Source organism: Actinosynnema sp. NPDC023794, assembly GCF_040639675.1.
GTDB classification, from domain to species: domain Bacteria; phylum Actinomycetota; class Actinomycetes; order Mycobacteriales; family Pseudonocardiaceae; genus Actinosynnema; species Actinosynnema luteola.
In genome coordinates this window covers 17,964-36,887 of record NZ_JBFAFR010000016.1, presented here as the reverse complement: position 1 = coordinate 36,887, position 18,924 = coordinate 17,964, and the positions used below count along the sequence as shown (strand labels likewise).

Sequence of the window (18,924 nt, the reverse complement as noted above, 5' to 3'; positions counted from 1 at the left end):
CGGCCGGTGCAGAAAACCGTGGCCCGCGCTCACCCCACGTCCGGCTTCGCGTCGGACGCGACGCCGGAACGCTTGCGCAGCAACCAGAACAGCCCGCCGGCGACGGCCAGCGTGAGCACCACGCCGAGGACGCCCGCGAGGCCGGTGAACCGGTCGTCCCCGCCCAGCGCGTAGTCGGCCAGCGGCCACCCGGCCAGCGGGTGGTCCTGCGCGTGCTCGGCGATGCCGTGCTGCTCGGTGACGTGGTCCAGCCCGTCCGGGTTCGAGTCGGCGAAGTAGGACACCACGCCCGCCAGCAGCAGGCTGACCACCGCGAACCCCAGGAAGAAGCGCTTCACGCCCTCAACTCCAACTTCTGCGGCACGCCGCGCAGCAGGTACACCAGGTCCGGCCGGGCGGCGGCGACCGCGGTCACGGTGACCGCGGTGATCAGGCCCTCGCCGATGCCGATCAGCACGTGCACGCCGAGCACCGCGGCGGCGACCGTGCCGAACGCGACACCACCCTGGCCGCCGATGGCGTACTCCAGCACGAAGCCGAACGACGCCAGCACCGTGTTGACCAGGGCCGACACGAACGCGACCGCGGCCAGGCCGCCCTTGCCGCGGCCGGCGAGCCGGCGCAGCGCCACCGCGGTCAGGTAGCCGACGGCCGTGCCGATCAGGGCCATGTTGGTGACGTTCGCGCCGAGCGCGGTGACGCCGCCGTCGGCGAAGAAGAGGGACTGGACGACCAGCACGATCGTCACGCACAGCGCGCCGACCCACGGTCCGACCAGGATCGCGGCGAGCGCGCCGCCGAGCAGGTGCCCGCTGACGCCCGGCAGCACCGGGAAGTTCAGCATCTGGGTGGCGAACACGAACGCCGCGACCAGACCCGCCATCGGCGCGGTCCGGTCGTCGAGGTCTCCGCGCGCCTTGGCCAGCGCCACGCCGACGCCCGCCACCGCGACCGCCACGAACAGCAGTGAGGTCGGCGCGTTGAGCAGGCCGTCGCTCATGTGCATTGCTACCGGTTCGGACACGGACCACACGCTAGTTGCAAGAAGAGAGCTATGGCCAGCACTGTGCAACAACCGAGGCCTTCCCCACGCGATCCCGGTGAACGGACCGGGGCGAGCGCCGGGCGGCGAGCGGACCGGGGAGCGACCGCGCGCGCCTACTCCGCACGAACGGAGAAGACCTGGACGGGCCACGTGTCGGACACTGTGCGTGAGGATCTCGACAACTCAGCCGCCCGAGTGCTGCCACGATCGGGTGAGAGACGGTCTGAAGGGCGTCGATGATGGAGCCGTTCCGCGTGCAGGTCCCCGAAGCCGATCTGGACGACCTGCGCCGCCGGCTGTCGAACGTCCGCTGGCCGCGGGAGTTACCCGACGTCGGCTGGACGCGCGGCGTCCCGCTCGGCTACCTCCAGGAGCTGGCGGAGTACTGGCGGACCGACTACGACTGGCGGGCCGCCGAGGAGCGGCTGAACCAGCTCCCGAACTTCGTCACCGAGATCGACGGCGCGCGCATCCACTTCCTGCACGTCCGGTCGCCGGAACCGCACGCCACGCCGCTGCTGCTCACCCACGGCTGGCCCGGGTCGATCGTCGAGTTCCTCGACGTCATCGGGCCGCTCACCGACCCGGCCGCGCACGGCGGCGACCCGGCCGACGCGTTCCACCTCGTGATTCCCAGCCTGCCCGGTTTCGGGTTCTCCGGTCCCACCGACGAGGCCGGGTGGGGCGTCAACCGGATCGCCAGGGCGTGGGCCGAGCTGATGAGCCGCCTCGGCTACGACTCCTACGGCGCGCAGGGCGGCGACTGGGGCTCGTTCGTCTCGCTCGAGCTGGCCCGGGTCGACCCGGAGCACGTCGTCGCGGTGCACGTCAACCTGCTGCTCACGGTGCCGTCCGGCGACCCCGCGGAGATGGCCGCGCTGACCGAGGCCGACCAGGCCCGCCTGGGCAGGCTCGCCCGCTACGACGCCGAGCTGTCCGGCTACATGCGGTTGCAGTCCACCCGCCCGCAGACGGTGGCCTACGCCCTCACCGACTCGCCCGTGGGACAGCTCGCCTGGATCGTCGAGAAGTTCTTCGAGTGGACCGACTCCAAGGACTCGCCGGAGGACGCGGTCGACCGCGACGTGCTGCTGACCAACGTGACGATCTACTGGTTGACCGCGACCGCCGGGTCGTCCGCCGAGCTGCACTACGAGGCGGCGGCCGACATGGGCGCGCTGTTCACCGGCGCCCCGCCGCCCCCGGTCGGGAAACCGATGGGGGTGGCCGTGTTCGGGGCCGACGTCACGCCCCCGGTGCGCAGCATCGCCGAGCGCGCCTACCCGACCATCACCCACTGGACCGAGTTCGACCGCGGCAGCCACTTCGCCGCGCTGGAGCAGCCGGACCTGCTCGTCGAGGACGTCCGGGACTTCTTCCGCCCGTTCCGGATGTGAGGGAACACCGACTGATCGGAGACCGACCATGGCCACTGACACCCGATCGTGGTGGCGTCGTCCCTGGGTGGTCCCTCTCACGGTGCTCGTCCTGGGTTTCCTCGTCTACGCGCTGCCGCCGTACCTGACCCTCGACCCGGCCCAGTCGAGGTCGCAGCTGAACGCGGCGTTCCCGCCGCACTACCCGATGCTGGAACTGCACATCGCGTTCGGCACGGTGGCGATCGTGACGGTGTGCCTGCAACTGTGGCCGTGGCTGCGGCAGCGCCACCCGGCGGTCCACCGCACGAGCGGCCGGCTCTACGTCTTCGCCGGGATGGGGCCCTCCGCCGTGCTGGCGCTGGCGATCACGCCGGTCACCTCGCTCACGCTCATCGGCAAGGTGGGCGCGGTGGCGTGGGCGGGTCTGGGCCTGCTCACCACGATCACGGGATTCCTGATGGCCCGCCGGCGCCGTTACGCCGACCACCGCCGGTGGATGCTCTACAGCTTCGCGTTCGCCCTGACCCCGATCACCGGGCGGGCGTTGTTCTACCCGGTCCTGCTGGTGCCCGGCCTCGACTTCTCGGACCTGGTGCTGATCGGCCAGATCGGGGCGTTCTGGCTGGGCTGGATCATCAACGTCGCGCTGGTGGCCCTGTGGTTGCGACGGACGCCCCGGCGGCAGCCGCGGCGCCCGTCGCGGGCTCCCCGTCAAGCGGCGGCGTAGCTCCCGCCGTTGATGGTGTACTCGGCGCCGGTCACCTGGGCGGACAGGTCCGAACCCAGGAACACGATCACCGAGGCCACCTCCTCCGGGGTGCCCAGCCGGCCGGTGGGCAGCTTGCGCACCTCGCGGACGAAGTGCGTCAGCGCCGCCTCCTTCTCCATCTCGAACTCGGCGGCCAGGCTGTCGGCCAGTCCGCCCGGCGTGTCCCACGCGGGTGTGCGGGTCGCGCCGGGCGAGACGACGTTGCTGCGCACGCCCTGCGGGCCGAACTCGTTGGCCAGCGCCTTGGAGAGGTTGAGGACCGCCGCCTTGCTCACGCAGTAGTCCACGAAGAACGGGACCGGCTGGCGGCTGCCCTCGCTGGCGATGTGCACCAACGCCCCCCGTCCCGCCGCGATCATGTGCGGCAGCACGGCCCTCGTCATCCGCACCGCGGACAGGAAGTTCAGGTTGAGCACCCGGGTCCACTCGGCGTCGTCGACCGAGAGGAACCCGTCTTCCCGGTACGGGTAGACGCCGACGTTGTTGACCAGGACGTCCACCGCGCCGAACTCGGCGAGGGCCGCTTCGACCACCCGGTCCCCGGCGGACTCCTCGCCCATGTCGACCGTGACGGGGAGGACCGTTCCGGGAATGTCCTTCAGCGGTCGGGGGTCGAGGTCGGCCCCGACGACGCGGGCGCCTTCCTCGGCGAACTTGCGCGCGGTCGCCAGTCCGATGCCGGAACCCGCTCCGGTGATGACGACCACGCGATCGGTCAACAGGGTGTCCATCCCGATTCCTCCTGCCGCCTAGCCCGCTAGATGTACATCGTGTTCGGTTCCACGTCGCACAGGACGCGTCCGTAGAGCTCGAAATTCGTGTTCGGGTGCATGAGCGCGTGCAGGTTGAGCGTTTGCAGATCACGCGCGATCCGCTGGATCGGGACCGATTCGTAGACCGACGACCCGCCGCTGCCGGTCTGGAGCACGTCCACGGCCTGCTTGGTGAGCTGGAAGACCCGGCCGAGGACAGCGCGGGCGTACGCCCGTTCCCGCACGCTCCACTGGACGCCGTCGACGGCCTTCGAGTCCACCAGGTCCGCCAGCCGGTAGGCGTGCGACTCGGCCTCGTCGATCAGCAACGACGCCTCGGCGACCTGGAAGTGCGTGATCGGCGCGGCGCCCTGGCTGCCGTAGTCGGTGTAGGTGATCTTCCGGTCGGGCAGCCGCTGGAGGAACCCGTCGAACGCGGCCTTCGCCATCCCGACCGCCGTGCCGGTGAACGTCGTGCAGCCGGTCGGCATCAGGGGCGACCGGTAGACGGGCGAGGCGGCGTTGAGCTCGGAGGCGTACTGCTCCTGGAGCACCGCGGGCATCGGGAGGACCCGGTCGCCCGGGACGAAGACGTTCTCCGCGACGGTCGTCACGCTGCCGGTGCCCCGGAGCCCCGACGTGCGCCAGTCGTCGACGATCATCAGGTCGGACATGGGCACCAGCGCCATGACCGGCCACTGGCTCGCGCCGTCCGGGGTGGGCGCCATGGCGATCACCACCTGCCACGCGCTGTGCAGCGCGCCGCTCATGAAGTGCCACTGGCCGTTCACGACCAGGCCGCCGTCGGTCGGCACGGCGAGCGCGGTCGGGCTCAGCACGGCGCACACGAGCGAGTCCGGGTTGGCGAACACCTCGTCCTGGACGTGGTCGGGGAACGTGCACGCGAGCCACGCGGCCATCGACCAGACCGACACGTTCCACGCGGTCGAGCCGTCACCCTGACCGACCTGTGTCAGCACGTCGACCACCGTCCGCGCGTCGCTCTCGTGACCGCCGTACCGGGTGGGCACCCGCATCCGCAGGATCCCCGCGTCGGCCAACGCCCCGATCGACTCGTCGTGCAGGCGCCTGTTCTCCTCTGTCCAGAGCGCGTGCGAGCGGAGGAGGGGCACGAGCTCCGCGGCACGGTCCACGAGCGCGGATCGCGGGAGCACTTGCGGCTTCGTCATTGATTACCCCTGGAGAGTTGGTGGCACGGCACCTTCCGGCACGCGGCCACGGGGTGTGGCGATACCGCCGCCGAATGCGAGGGTGGCAGCCGCCTACCGGCACTCTTTTGTCGTGCGAGGAGCGTACGACTGGTGACTCTCCGTGCACATCTTCCAGGTTGCGGAGTTTTCCCCACCGCTTCTCACACCGGGTGCGAACGGGGGTTGTCGCCGCGGTCACCCGGCGCGTTCGGCGCCGTCACCGGGAGGGCGAAACCCGGCGAATCGGGGAATCCACCGCCCGCCGGGCGGGATCGCCTGGCTGCCCGACGACGGTCCGGATGATCGCGACAGCGGTCTTCGGCCGCGGTGCCACTATGCTCTGCCTGCGATGACTCTCACCGACCGCCTGCCGGCCACCCCCGACCCCGACGTCCTCTTCGACACCTTCGCCGACTGGGCGCAGGAGCGGGGGCTGTCCTTGTACCCGGCGCAGCAGGAGGCGTTGATCGAGATCGTCTCCGGCTCGAACGTCATCCTCAGCACGCCGACCGGCTCGGGCAAGTCGCTGGTCGCCATCGGCGCGCACTTCGCCGCGATGGCGGAGGGCCGGAGGACGTACTACACCGCGCCCATCAAGGCCCTGGTGTCGGAGAAGTTCTTCGCGCTGATCGAGACGTTCGGCGCGGACAACGTCGGCATGGTGACCGGCGACGCCAGCGTCAACGAGACCGCGCCGATCATCTGCTGCACCGCCGAGATCCTGGCGAACATCGCCCTGCGCGACGGCACGGGCGCCGACGTCGGCCAGGTCGTCATGGACGAGTTCCACTTCTACTCCGAGCCCGACCGGGGCTGGGCGTGGCAGGTGCCGCTGATCGAGCTGCCGCAGGCCCAGTTCCTGCTCATGTCGGCCACCCTGGGCGACGTCACGTTCTTCGAGAAGGACCTGACCCGCCGCACCGGCCGCGCGACGACCGTGGTCCGCTCCGCCGAACGCCCCGTGCCGCTGAACTTCCAGTACGTCACCACCCCGCTGCACGAGACGATCGAAGAGCTCCTGCACGGCCGCGAGTCGCCGGTCTACGTGGTGCACTTCACCCAGGCCTCGGCGCTGGAACGCGCGCAGTCCCTGATGAGCGTGAACGTCGCCACCCGCGCCGAGAAGGACGCCATCGCGACCATGATCGGCCGGTTCCGGTTCACCTCCGGGTTCGGCAAGACGCTGTCCCGCCTGGTCCGGCACGGCATCGGCGTGCACCACGCGGGCATGCTGCCCAAGTACCGGCGGCTGGTGGAGCAGTTGGCCCAGGCCGGGCTGCTGAAGGTCATCTGCGGCACGGACACCCTCGGCGTGGGCATCAACGTGCCCATCCGCACGGTGGTCTTCACCGCCCTGTCGAAGTACGACGGCCAGCGCACCCGCCACCTCAAGGCGCGCGAGTTCCACCAGATCGCGGGCCGGGCGGGCCGCGCGGGCTACGACACCGTCGGCACGGTCGTCGTCCAGGCGCCCGACCACGTGGTGGAGAACGAGAAGGCGCTGGCCAAGGCGGGCGACGACCCGAAGAAGCGGCGCAAGGTCGTGCGCAAGAAGGCGCCCGAGGGCTTCGTGTCGTGGAGCGACCAGACCTTCGAGCGGCTGAAGAACGCCGAGCCCGAGCCGCTGACGTCGAGCTTCCAGGTCAGCCACGCGATGCTGCTCAACGTGATCGGCAGGCCGGGCGACGCGTTCGCCGCCATGCGGCACCTGCTGGAGGACAACCACGAGGACCGGCCCGCGCAGCGCAGGCACATCCTGCGCGCCATCCAGATGTACCGGGGCCTGCTGGCCGCGGGCGTGGTGGAGCGGCAGGGCGGCGAGATCCGGCTCACGGTGGACCTGCAGGTGAACTTCGCGCTCAACCAGCCGCTGTCGCCGTTCGCGCTGGCCGCGATCGAGCTGCTGGACCGCGAGTCGCCGTCGTACGCGCTGGACGTGCTGTCGGTGATCGAGTCCACGCTGGACGACCCGCGCCAGGTGCTGTCCGCGCAGGAGCACAAGGCGCGCGGCGAGGCCATCGGCGCGATGAAGTCCGAGGGCATCGAGTACGACCAGCGGATGGAGCTGCTGGACGAGGTGACGTACCCGAAGCCGCTCGCCGAGCTGCTGGAGGCCGCGTTCACCACCTACCGGCGCGGGCACCCGTGGGTCGCCGACCACCACCTGTCGCCGAAGTCCGTGGTCCGGGACATGTTCGAGCGGGCGATGACGTTCGCCGAGTACGTCTCCCAGTACCAGTTGGCGCGCTCCGAGGGCCTGGTGCTGCGGTACCTGGCCGACGCGTACAAGGCGCTGCGCCAGACCGTGCCCGAGGACGCCAAGACCGAGGAGCTCAGCGACCTGCAGGAGTGGCTCGGCGAGCTGGTCCGCCAGGTCGACTCCAGCCTGCTGGACGAGTGGGAGAAGCTGCGCAACCCGGCCGAGGAAGCCGCCGAGACGTCCCTGAGCGATGCGCCGCCGGCCGTGACGGGCAACGTGCGGGCGTTCCGGGTGCTGGTGCGCAACGCGCTGTTCCGGCGGGTGGAGCTGGCGGCGCGGCGCAACTACTACGAGCTGGGCCGGCTGGACGGCGACGCCGGCTGGACCGCCGAGGACTGGCAGGACGCGCTCGAGCCGTACTTCGAGGAGCACGACGAGATCGGCATGGGCCCGGACGCCCGCGGTCCGGCGCTGCTGGTGATCACCGAGGAGCCGGGGCTGTGGCGGGTGCGGCAGGTGCTGGACGACCCGGCGAAGGACCACGACTGGGGCTTCACCGCCGAGGTCGACCTGGCCGAGTCCGACGAGATCGGCACGGCCGCCCTGCGGATCACCGAAGTCGGCAGGCTCTAGCCCGCGTGGAGTCCATCCGGTGGTACTGCGGTGCGGACCGGGGTAAGAGCATGTCAACGTCGGGAGAGAACGGAGGCGGTTGACCCTGTCGCAGGACGAGTTCGGCGTGCTGGGGTCTCTCGTGGTACGCCGGAACGGCCGCTCCGTCCCCGTCACCGCCGCCAAGCACCGCATCGTCCTGGCGACCCTGCTGCTGGACGCGAACCGCTCGGTGCCCGCGAGCGACCTGATCCGGCGGGTGTGGGGCGAGACGCCGCCGGACCGCGCGGCGCAGACGCTGCCGGTGTACGTGATGCGGTTGCGGCGCGCGCTCGGCGACCCGCCGCTGATCCGCACCACGCCGACCGGCTACCGCATCGACGTGCCGCCCGACGCGCTGGACCTGCACCGGTTCGAGGCGGCGGCCGAGCAGGGCGCGAAGCTGGCCGCCGCCGAGGACTTCACCGGCGCCGCCGACGCCTACGAGCGGGCGCTGGCGTGCTGGCACGGGCCGCCGCTGGCCGACGTGCCGTCGGAGTCGCTGCACGAGACCGAGGTGCCGAACCTCGCCGAGCAGCGGCTGCGGGTGATCTCCGAGCTGGTGGACGTGAAGCTGCGGCTGGGCCGCTCCGACGAGGTGGTCGCGGACCTGCGCCGGCTGACCGCGCAGCACCCGTTGCGCGAGCGGTTCTGGTCGCAGCTGATGGTGGCGCTGTACCGGGTGGACCGGCAGGCCGACGCGCTGGACGCCTACCGGCAGGCGTCCACGGCGTTGGCGCGCGAGCTGGGCGTGGACCCGAGCGACTCGCTGCGCGCCGTGCACCACGCGATCCTCACCGGCGACCCGGCGCTGCACCAGCCGGTCGCGAGCACGTGGGCGCCGGTGTCGCAGCTGCCCGCGCCCGTGGGCAACTTCGTCGGCCGCGGCGCGGAGCTGGCCCGGGTGACCGGGCTGATGACGCGCGGCACGGCGACCGTGGTCGTGTGCGGGCCGCCGGGCGTCGGCAAGACGGCGTTCGCCATCTCGGTGGGGCACGCGGTGCGCGACCGGTACCCCGACGGCCAGCTGTACGTGAACCTGCGCGGCCACTCCACGTCGCCGCCGCTGTCGACGTCCGCCGTGCTGGCCCGGTTCCTGCGGGCGATGGGCGTGCGGGCCGACCACATCCCGGTGGACGAGGAGGACCTGGTCGCGGGCTACCGGGCCCGGCTGCGCGGCCGGCGGGTGCTGATCACGCTGGACAACGCCGCCTCGGTCGACCAGGTGCGACCGCTGCTGCCCGGCGACCCCGGCTGCTCGGTGCTGATCACCAGCCGCAACGAGCTGCGGCTGCGTGCCGCGACCGTGCGGCTGGACGTGCTGCGGGGTGACGAGGCGTGGAAGCTGCTGGCCCGGTCGCTGGGCGCGGAGGCGGCCGTGACGCAGTTCGACGCGCTGGGCGAGCTGGCCCGGCTGTGCGGCTACCTGCCGCTGGCGCTGCGGATCGCGCTGGGGAACCTGGTCGGCTCCCCGCACGTGGACGTGGCGTCGTACGTGGAGGAGTTGCGCGGTGGCGACCGGCTGGCCGCGCTGGCGGTGGACAACGACGACACGGCGGCGGTGCGGCGGGCGTTCGACCTGTCGTACGCGGCGCTGACGCCGGGGGCGGCGCGGCTGTTCCGGCTGGCAGGGTTGCTGCCGGGGCCGGACTTCTGCGTGTTCGGCGCGGCGGCGTTGCTGGACGCGCCGGCGGACGTGGCGCGCGGACTGCTGGAGGACCTGGCGTCGGCGCACCTCCTGCAGCGGGTCGGGCCCGACCGGTTCGCGCTGCACGACCTGCTGCACGACTACGCGGCCGACCGCGCCGAGGCGTCCGGCGAGGACATGGCGGCGGCGCGGCTGCGGCTGTTCGACTGGTACCTGCGCACGGCGAACGAGGTCGGCGACGTGCTGTACCCGGAGCTGGGCATGTCCGGGCCGCCCCGGATGAGCCCGGACGACGCCAGGGGGTGGCTGGCCGCGGAACGGGCCAGCGTGCTGGCGGCGACCGAGCACTGCGCCGCGCACGGGCCGTTGCCGATGGCGTGGCAGCTGATCAACTCGGTGAGCGGGTACCTCGGGTCGCACGGGCACCACGTGGAGTTCCTGAACGCGGTCGGCGCGGCGCTGGGCGCGGCGCGGGCCGCCGGTGACCGCGACGCCGAGACGATGATGACGGTGTGGCTCGCGACCGAGCACCGCAACCTGGGCAACCTGCGGGTCGCGCAGCGGTACCTGCGGTCCGTGCAGCCGACCGCGCGGGCGGAGTGGCTGCACGTGGGGTTGGACGGGATCGTGCACCTGGAGCTCGGCGAGCTGCCCGCCGCGCTCGCCTCGTTCGAGCGGATGGCGGAGCTGGCCGACGTCGAGGGCGCGCTGCCGCACGTGCGGATCTCGGCGGTGACCGGGCTCGGCGCGGTGTGGTTGATGCGCGGCGACCTGGCGACGGCCGAGTCGTTCCTGTCCGCGGGGCTGGAGCTGGCGCGTGCGGCCGACGGGGTGAACATCGAGGCGGCGTGCGCCGCGCTGCTCGGGCGGTGCAGCACGGCGTCCGGGGACTACGCGCGGGCGGCGGAGCTGCAGCGCTACGCGTTGGAGGCTTGGTACCGGAGCGGTGCGCGGCACCCGCGGGCGGAGTCGATGGCCCACCTGGCGGCGGCGTTGTGCCTGGCCGGGGAGCACGCGGAGGCGATGCGGACGGCCCAGCGGGCGTTGGCGCTGGTGCAGGAGCTGGGCGGGAGTCGGCGGATCGAGTCGGAGGTGCACAACGCCCTCGGCCTGGTCCTGCGCCACCTGGGCAAACCGGCCCGTGCGGTGGCGGCCCACCTGCGTGCGCTGGAACTGGCCACGTCGTCGGAGTACCGCTACGGCGTCGCCCGCTCGCACGTCAACCTGGTCCACGCCCTGGCCGCCGACGGCCGCCGCGCGGAGGCCCTCCGCCACGCCCGCGTGGGTCGTGACCTCGCCTCCCGCAGCGGCTTCGGCGAGTTCGAGTCCCGGGCCTCCGCCGCCCTGTCCGACCTGACCTGAGCGTTGAGCTCGGGGTGCCCGAACGCAGGACACACGCGCGCTGAACGTGGGACTCTCGCGAGAGTCCTGGTTCGACACGCGGATTTGCGCCAATTGAGACCACTCCTCCGGGTCGTTGACCGCGTGGTCGCTGAAACGAGAGCATCGGGTGTCGATACTTCGGCGGCGCACTCGTGGGGGATGTCATGGATTCCGATCCGCACGTCGGACTGGCGCGGATCGTGGACCCGGCGCCGCGCACTTCCGCCGAATTGGTCTGCGCCCTGACGGAGTTGGCGCGGCTGGCGAACGAGTGGTCCGACGTGGTGCGCGGGTTGCACGAGCCGACGCGGCGGCTGGTCGGCAGCGCGGCGGCGGCGTCGGTGTCGCTGGCCGCGCGCCGGGCCGAGGAGGCGTTCCTCGAACTGGAGATGACTCTGGGTGACGCTCAGGCAGCGCGGCGGTCATTGCCCTTGGCCACCCCGAAGGGTGAGGATAGGCGTCCGGTGGTCTAATCGCCGACGCTGCCGACCACACCGCATTGGAACTCCATGACCTCAGGACTTCCCTGCCCTCTCTGCGAGGGCCCGGAGCGCCGTGGGGCGCTTGAGCGAACACTGAGGGTGCTCGCCGTGGACGACGAGGCCCCCGCGCTGGAGGACCTCGTCTACCTGCTGCGCTCCGACCCGCGCGTCGCCCACGTCGAGGGCGTCACGGACGCGACCAAGGCGCTGCGCACGCTGCACCGCGCCATGGACGCCGGTCAGCCGGTCGACGCCGTCTTCCTCGACATCCGCATGCCCGGCCTCGACGGGCTCGACCTGGCTCGCGTGCTGTCCCGGTTCGCCCAGCCGCCGCGCATTGTCTTCGTCACCGCGCACCAGGAACCGGCCGTCGAGGCATTCGAGCTGAAAGCGCTCGATTACCTGCTCAAGCCCGTTCGGGCGGAACGGCTGGCCGAGTCCGTGCACCGGATCGTGCACGAGGTGCTCGATTCGAAGACGCCGGAACCGGCCGCCGCCACGCCGGCCGAGAAAACGCCCGACGTGGGCGACGAAGTCATTCCGGTCGAACTCGGCGGCATCACCAGGTTCATCCGACTGGCCGACATCCGGTACGTCGAGGCGCACGGCGATTACGCCCGCCTGCACACCGCGACCGGGAGCGGATTGGTCCGCGCCGCGCTCAACGGCCTGGAAGAGCGGTGGCGGTCCGCGGGGTTCGTGCGCATCCACCGCAGCCACCTCGTGTCGCTCGGCCACATCGACGAGCTGCGGCTGGAGGACGGCCACCTGAGCGTCAACATCGGGGGCGCGGTGCTGCCGGTCAGCAGGCGGCACGCCCGGCACCTCCGGCAGCTGCTGGTGCGCCGCAACCGGCAGCCGTCGTGACCTCGCCGCAGCGACCGCACACCCAGCGGGTCGTGGTGACGAGCCCGCGCACCCGCGCGCCGCGCGCCCCGCGCCCGTACCCCGCGTCACGGGAGATCGACGAGCAGAGCGAGCTGGGCGCGGTCTACATGCGGTCGCTGATCCGCACCCAGCGGCGGCTCGGGCTGCTGCTGTGCGCGGTCGTGTGCGGGAGCGTGGCGGCCCTGCCCCTGGTGTTCACGTTCGCTCCCCAGGTCGGCGCGCAACGGCTGCTCGGCCTGCCGCTGCCGTGGCTGCTGCTGGGCATCCTGGTGTTCCCCGTGTTCGTGCTCGCGGGCTGGTTCTACGTGCGCCAGGCCGAGCGCAGCGAGCGGGAGTTCGCGGAGTTGGTGGAACGTTCTTGACTTCCTCCCAGGCCTGGCAGGTGGGAGCCCGACGCGCTCGGTGGCGCGTAGCGCTTACGCGCCGTGCCGCGCGGTGCCGGCTCCTGATTCACAGCCGATCGCGGAAGGGAGGACCCTTGCCGTCTGACTTCGGCTCCACAGGCATCGCCCTGGTTGCCCCGGGCTACGGCTCGACCAGCCGCGAGGACGTGGTCGAAGGACCACGCGAACGCCGGTGGCGCGGCGGTTGTGGCCGGCCGCAGCTTGCCCCCTCGCATCCGGAACGCGGAGCGGGTGCCGTGGGCGGATCGGCGGCCGGCGCGGGACTCGAACCCCGGGGAGCTACGCCGGCCAAGTGCCACGGCTTTCTCCGGAGGGTGCGGTGAGCAGCGGGTACGGCATCGTCGCGGTGCTGGTGGTCGCGGTCGGCACGATGCTGGTCGGCACGTACGGGCTGCGGATCTCGCGCACGACGTCGGACTTCTTCGTCGCCTCGCGCACCGTCTCGCCGTGGTGGAACGCCTCCGCCATCGGCGGCGAGTACCTGTCCGCGGCGTCGTTCGTCGGCATCGCCGGGCTGATCTTCGCGCACGGGCCGGACATGCTGTGGTTCCCGGTCGGCTACACGGCGGGCTACCTGGTGCTGCTCGCGCTGGTCGCCGCTCCCCTGCGCCGCAGCGGCGCGTACACGCTGCCGGACTTCGCCGAGGCGCGGTTCGCCTCGCCGGCCGTGCGCGCGGTGGCGAGCGTGTTCGCGCTGGGCATCGGGTGGCTGTACCTGCTGCCGCAGCTGCAGGGCGCCGGGCTGACCCTGCACACGGTGACGGGCGCGCCGGACTGGGTGGGCGCGCTGGTGGTCGCGGTGGTGGTCACCGCGAACGTGATCTCCGGCGGGATGCGCAGCATCACGTTCGTGCAGGCGTTCCAGTACTGGCTCAAGCTGACCGCGATCGCGGTGCCGGTGGTGTTCCTGGTGATGGCCTGGCACGCGCACGGCGCGCGTGACCTGTCCGGGCCGCAGTTCCCCGAGTTCCCGAAGCAGACCACGGTCACGTTCGACTCCGACACGACGTTCGACGCGTCCCGCGCCACGCCCTACAACGGCTCCGGCCGGGTGGACGGCGAGCGGGTCGACGGCGGCGGCCGGCTGGACGTGGGTCGGCACTCGGTGTCCGCCGGCACGCGGCTCACGTTCCCCGAGGGCGCGGCGGTGCCGCACGTGCGGTCGATCCCGTCGAACACCAACGACGTGTGGGCGCTGCCGATGCGCGGCGGCGAGCGGTTCCCGCTGTACGCGGTGTACTCGCTGATCATCGCCACGTTCCTGGGCACGATGGGCCTGCCGCACGTGATCGTGCGCTTCTACACCAACCCGAACGGCCGGGCGGCGCGGCGCACCACGTTGATCGTGCTCGGCCTGCTGGGGGTGTTCTACCTGATGCCGCCGATCTACGGCGCGCTCGGCCGGCTCTACACGCCCGAGCTGCTGATGACCGGCGACACGGACGCGGTGGTGCTGGTGCTGCCGAGCCGGATGATCGACGGGCTCGGCGGGCAGCTGCTGGGCGCGCTGGTGGCCGGTGGGGCGTTCGCCGCGTTCCTGTCCACGTCGTCCGGCCTGATGGTGTCGCTGGCGGGCGTGCTGAGCCGGGACGTGCTGCGGCTGCGCGGCGTGCGCGGGTTCCGCGTGTCGACGGTGCTGGCCGTGCTGGTGCCGTTGGGCATGACGTGGCTGGTGGGCAAGGTGCCGGTGGCGGACATGGTGGGCCTGGCGTTCGCGGTGGCGGCGTCGTCGCTGTGCCCGCTGCTCGTGCTGGGCATCTGGAGCACGCGCATCAGCACGGTCGGCGCGGTCGCCGGGATGGTGGCGGGCGGCCTGCCCGCGCTGGTGGCCGGCCTGGTCACGATCAGCACGCGCGGCGGCGGCGCGTGGTACCACGTGTTCCTGGCCCGGCCCGCCGCGTGGACCGTGCCGTTGGGCTTCGTCGTGATGTACGTGGTGTCGTTGCTGACGCCGCGCAAGGCGCCTCCGGGGGTGAACCACGTCATGGTGCGCTTGCACGCGCCGGAGAACCTGGGTCTGCGCAGTCAGGACCGGTTGTGACCGCGTTGTGGACGGCGGGCGCGATCCTGCTCGTCGGCGTGGCCGTGGTGATCACGCTGTGGTGGACGTCCCGGACCCGCAACGACTTCCTGACCCACGAGCAGCGGATCACGTTCGAGACGCTGCACACCGCGTGGTCGGCCGCTCCCCCGCTGCGCGCCGGGCTGGTGCCCGAGGCGGCGAAGAAGTCGGCCAAGCACCTGCGGACGCTGCTCGGCACGCCCGCGCTCGCGTTGACCGACGAGACCGAGGTCGTGGCGTGGGAGGGCGACGGCGAGCACCACGCGGCCGAGGCGATGGGCCTGGCCGCCGACGTGTTCGACACCGGCCGCACCCGGGCGTTCGACATCACGTGCTCCGCGCCCGACTGCCCCGTGCACACGGCCGTGCTCGCGCCGCTCACCGTGGAGGGACGGGTGGTCGGCGTGCTGGCGGCGTACAGCCGGGAGGCGTCGGCCGGGCTGGTGCGGGCGACCAACGAGGTGGCCAGGTGGGCGTCGGGCCAGCTGGAACTGGCCGAACTGGACCGGTCGCGGACCCGGCTGGTCGAGGCGGAGGTGCGGGCGCTGCGGGCGCAGATCTCGCCGCACTTCATCTACAACTCGTTGTCCGCCATCGCGTCGTACGTGCGCACGGACCCCGAGCGCGCTCGCACGCTGTTGCTGGACTTCGCCGACTTCACCCGGTACTCGTTCCGCCGGGCGGGCGACTTCACCACGCTGTCGGAGGAGCTGAAGTCGATCGACCAGTACCTGGCCCTGGAACGGGCCCGGTTCGGCGAGCGGCTCAAGGTGACGTTGCAGATCGCGCCGGAGGTCCTGCCGGTGACCGTGCCGTTCCTCTGCCTGCAACCGCTGGTGGAGAACGCGGTGCGGCACGGGATGGAGGGCAAGGTCGGGCCGGGGCACATCTCGATCCTGGCGGCGGACGCGGGTGCGGAAGCGCACATCACCATCGAGGACGACGGCATCGGCATGGACCCCGACGCGCTGCGCCGCACGTTGGCGGGCCAGGTCGGCGAGACGGCCGGGATAGGGCTGGGGAACATCGACGAGCGGCTCCGGCGCTGTTACGGCGACGACTACGGTCTGGTCGTGGAAACGGCGCAGGGGCTCGGCACGAAGATCAGCGTGCGGGTGCCGAAGTACCAGGCCGGCGTGCACGCCTAGCAGCGCGGACGAGGTGGGGCGGATGACGCGACCGACGGACTACCCGCAGCACCGCACCATCGCCGCCGTCGACCTCACGACCACAGGGCGGCGCACCGTCCGCGAACTGCGGCAACTCCGCGCCGTGGTCGGGGACTCGCTGCGGGAAGCCGGCTTGGGCCGGGACGACGCGGAGGTGCTGGACTACGGCAGCGGTCAGCTGGTCCTGATCCCCGCGCAGGTGCCGAAGGTCCTCGTCGTGGAGAAGTGGCTCGTCGCCCTGGCGCGGCTGCTCGAGCTGCGCAACACCGGTGCGGCGGACGGCGCCCGGCTGGGGCTCGACGTCGTGCTGCACGCGGGCGAGGTGCTGTTCGACGGCCGGGGCGAGGCCGGCGCCGCCGTGCCCTTCGCGTTCCGGCTCCTGGACTCGGCGGCGCTGCGGGCCGCCGCCAAGGCTTCGCCTCACCGGGTGAACGTCATCGCCTCGGGCGACTTCTTCGGCAGCATCGTCGGGCACACCGACGAGGCGGCCGCGTTCCGAAGGGTCCGGGTCGAGGTGAAGGACACCAGCGCGGTCGCCTGGATCCGGACGGGTGAGACCCGCGTGGTGGAGGCCGACCGCGCGGACTTCGCGGTGGTGTACGCCTCGGCCGACGCGGAGTGGGCCGAGTGGATCGCCTTCCAGCTCCGGCAGGCCGGGTACTCCGCCGTGCTGGACGCCCGAGCCCTGCGGCCGTCACGCCTCGGCTCCACGCCGGAGCTCGACCGCGTCGACCGCACGGTGATCGTCGTGTCGCAGAACCTGTCCGCGCAGGAGATCTCCGCCGCGCGGAAGCTGCCGGGCGAGGTCGTCGCGGTCCAGGTCGCGATGAGGACCGCGACGAAGCTGTTCCAGCGCACGTGCGACCTGGTGGGTCTCAGCGCGGAGGCGGCACGCGACTCGCTGCTCGCCGCGCTCGGCATCGCGGGCGGCGGTGCGGAGGGACCCGGGTATCCCGGAGATCCCGGCCCGACGACCGTGCCGGTGGTCCGCGACGAGCCGCGCGCGCCGAGGCTCGTCGTGGTGGTCACCAAGCCGGACCACGTGTTCGCCAAGGCGCTGACCGAGTCGCTGGCGGGGCTGCTGCCGGAGGGGGCGCTGTCGCAGGTGGCGCTGAGGTTCGTCGACGAGAGCTTCGACTTCGACACCGTGGTCGTCCCGGTGGTCCGGGACGCGGACCTGGTGCTGCTGATCGTGAGCCGCTACCTGCTGGCCACCGGCTACGGGGCCAGCCGCGAGCTCGGCGTGGTCATGGAGCGGCACCGGCGGAAGGCCGCCGTGGTGCTGCCCGTGGTGGCCCGGCCCACGTCGTGGGAGGAGCAGCCGTTCGGGTCGCTGGCCCCGTTGCCCACGGGTGGTCGGCCGGTGGCCGACTGGTCCAGCCTGGACGAGGCGCTGCTGAGCGTGGTCGACGGCGTGCGGTTCGCCGCACGGCAGCTCCGCGGCGAGCCGCCGATGCCGGTGGACGCGAAGACCGTGGCGGAACCCCGCAGCCTCGGTGACGTGTTCACCGTGGCCGGTGTGCCGACGGTGACCTTCGTGGAGCCGGACGACTTCGTCGAGTTCCGGATGTCGCTGCGCCAGCCGGGCCTCGGCATCGTGCTCGAAGGGCCGTCCGGCATCGGCAAGACGACGATGTTGCGCAACGCGGTCGCCCGTGACCGGGACCGGCTGGGCGAGGTCGCGGTGTTGAGCGCCCGCAACCCCGCCGACCTGCCCGCCATCACCGCGTTGCCCGAGGAGCACACCGGCCTGGTCGCGGTGGACGACTTCCAGCGCTTGCCCGGCGACCTGCAGAACAAGCTGGCCGACTACCTGAAGTTGTTGGCGGACAACGGTTCCTCCGGCCGCCGGCTGGTGCTCCTCGGCATCCCCGGCACGGCACGCCACCTGGTCTCCGTCGGCACGGACGTCGCCACCCGCATCCGGGTCTTCCGGCTCGGCGCGGCCGTCGAGGGCCTGATCGTCAAGATGATCGAGCAGGGCGAGAACGCGCTGAACATCGCGTTCGACCGCAAGGCCGAGATCTCCCGCGCCTCGGCCGGCAGCCTGCTCACCGCGCAGATGCTGTGCTGGCAGATCGCGGTCACGGCGGGGGTCGAGCAGACCGAGCCCGGCCGCAAGGCGGTGCGCACCGACCTCGCCCACGCCCGCGCGAAGGTCACCGAACGGCTGAAGCTCAAGTACCACGACGTCGTGCTCGACTTCGTCACGCGCGACCGGCCGGACGAGGCCGTGTGCGTGGACCTGCTGCTGGAGCTGGCCCGCACACCGGACGGGATCCTCCGGTTGGACGGGCAGCGCACGGAGCTGTTCGAGGGCCTGCGCGGTGATCACCTGTTCCACGACCCGCGCGGGCGCCGGTTGGTCGCGGACGACCCGCAGTTCCGGTTCTACCTCGGCCAGCTGCGCCGCGACGAGCTGGTCGAACTGGCCGGCAAGCGGTTGCCGGCGCCGCGTGACCAGGTGTTCGTCTGCTACAGCCACCAGGACGCTTACTGGTTGACGCGGCTCCAGGTGCACCTCAAGCCGCTCCCGCTGGACGTCTGGTCGGACCGCCGGATCGGGCTCGGCGACCAGTGGCACCGGGAGATCACCTCCGCACTGGCCCGCGCCAAGGCGGCGTTGGTGCTGGTCAGCGCGGACTCGCTGGCCTCGGACTACATCAACTCCGAGGAGTTGCCGCGCCTGCTGGCCGCCGCCGCGGAGGGTGGCTGCCGGATCATCCCGGTCCTGGTCGGCCCGAGCCTGTTCCACGAGACGCCGGCGCTGAGCCGGTTCCAGGGCGTGCCCGCGAAGTCCACGCTGAGCGAGCTGCCGCCGCACGACAGCGAGCGCGTGCTGGCCGACCTGGCAGCCAGGCTGGCGAAGCTGTCCGGCTGA

The 18,924-nt window shown here is 72.1% G+C and carries 14 protein-coding genes; 10 read left to right on the top strand and 4 right to left on the bottom strand.

Going from position 1 to position 18,924, the window contains the following annotated elements; genetic code table 11:
• Nucleotides 1–29 precede the first annotated feature (29 nt).
• Nucleotides 30–338: a PDGLE domain-containing protein gene (locus AB0H12_RS28015; protein WP_499626744.1), complete on the bottom strand. Its 309-nt coding sequence runs from the start codon at nt 336–338 to the stop codon at nt 30–32.
• Nucleotides 335–1,024, bottom strand: a complete 690-nt coding sequence (locus tag AB0H12_RS28010; protein ID WP_499626742.1) for an energy-coupling factor ABC transporter permease — start codon at nt 1,022–1,024, stop codon at nt 335–337. Before AB0H12_RS28010 ends, AB0H12_RS28015 begins: the two co-directional genes overlap by 4 nt.
• A gap of 260 nt (nt 1,025–1,284) precedes the next feature.
• Between AB0H12_RS28010 and AB0H12_RS28005 the strand changes: the two genes are divergently transcribed.
• Nucleotides 1,285–2,442, top strand: coding sequence for an epoxide hydrolase family protein (locus AB0H12_RS28005; RefSeq protein WP_499626952.1), 1,158 nt, complete (start codon nt 1,285–1,287; stop codon nt 2,440–2,442).
• Nucleotides 2,443–2,509: 67 nt separating this feature from the next.
• Complete coding sequence (locus AB0H12_RS28000) at nt 2,510–3,151, top strand: DUF2306 domain-containing protein (RefSeq protein ID WP_499626740.1); 642 nt, start codon at nt 2,510–2,512, stop codon at nt 3,149–3,151.
• Here the strand turns inward: AB0H12_RS28000 and AB0H12_RS27995 are convergent.
• Both AB0H12_RS27995 and AB0H12_RS27990 read right to left on the bottom strand, forming a co-directional pair.
• Nucleotides 3,136–3,924 (bottom strand): SDR family NAD(P)-dependent oxidoreductase, encoded by a 789-nt coding sequence (locus AB0H12_RS27995; protein WP_499626739.1) that lies wholly within the window; start codon nt 3,922–3,924, stop codon nt 3,136–3,138. The genes AB0H12_RS28000 and AB0H12_RS27995 overlap by 16 nt on opposite strands.
• A 26-nt stretch (nt 3,925–3,950) precedes the next feature.
• Nucleotides 3,951–5,135 carry an acyl-CoA dehydrogenase family protein gene (locus tag AB0H12_RS27990; RefSeq protein WP_499626737.1) on the bottom strand — a complete coding sequence of 395 codons (1,185 nt, stop codon included), beginning with the start codon at nt 5,133–5,135 and terminating at the stop codon, nt 3,951–3,953.
• A 370-nt stretch (nt 5,136–5,505) separates the two neighbouring features.
• Between AB0H12_RS27990 and AB0H12_RS27985 the strand changes: the two genes are divergently transcribed.
• The 8 genes from AB0H12_RS27985 to AB0H12_RS27950 all read left to right on the top strand — a co-directional run bounded on the left by AB0H12_RS27985 (nt 5,506) and on the right by AB0H12_RS27950 (nt 18,924).
• Nucleotides 5,506–7,989, top strand: a complete 2,484-nt coding sequence (locus AB0H12_RS27985) for a DEAD/DEAH box helicase (protein ID WP_499626735.1) — start codon at nt 5,506–5,508, stop codon at nt 7,987–7,989.
• 79 nt (nt 7,990–8,068) lie between these two features.
• A complete protein-coding gene (locus tag AB0H12_RS27980) occupies nt 8,069–11,017 on the top strand; it encodes an AfsR/SARP family transcriptional regulator (protein ID WP_499626734.1) in 2,949 nt (982 codons plus the stop codon).
• A gap of 185 nt (nt 11,018–11,202) precedes the next feature.
• Nucleotides 11,203–11,511, top strand: a complete 309-nt coding sequence (locus tag AB0H12_RS27975) for a hypothetical protein (RefSeq protein ID WP_053721693.1) — start codon at nt 11,203–11,205, stop codon at nt 11,509–11,511.
• Between the two features lie 36 nt (nt 11,512–11,547).
• Entirely contained in the window at nt 11,548–12,387 is an 840-nt protein-coding gene (locus tag AB0H12_RS27970; protein ID WP_499626732.1) for a LytR/AlgR family response regulator transcription factor, read from the top strand.
• A complete protein-coding gene (locus AB0H12_RS27965) occupies nt 12,384–12,770 on the top strand; it encodes a DUF485 domain-containing protein (RefSeq protein WP_499626730.1) in 387 nt (128 codons plus the stop codon). The genes AB0H12_RS27970 and AB0H12_RS27965 overlap by 4 nt, the downstream gene beginning before the upstream one ends.
• Before the next feature lie 361 nt (nt 12,771–13,131).
• Nucleotides 13,132–14,853, top strand: a complete 1,722-nt coding sequence (locus AB0H12_RS27960) for a sodium/solute symporter (protein ID WP_499626728.1) — start codon at nt 13,132–13,134, stop codon at nt 14,851–14,853.
• Nucleotides 14,850–16,022 carry a GAF domain-containing sensor histidine kinase gene (locus AB0H12_RS27955; RefSeq protein WP_197289827.1) on the top strand — a complete coding sequence of 391 codons (1,173 nt, stop codon included), beginning with the start codon at nt 14,850–14,852 and terminating at the stop codon, nt 16,020–16,022. Before AB0H12_RS27960 ends, AB0H12_RS27955 begins: the two co-directional genes overlap by 4 nt.
• Nucleotides 16,023–16,044: 22 nt before the next feature.
• Complete coding sequence (locus AB0H12_RS27950; RefSeq protein ID WP_499626725.1) at nt 16,045–18,924, top strand: TIR domain-containing protein; 2,880 nt, start codon at nt 16,045–16,047, stop codon at nt 18,922–18,924.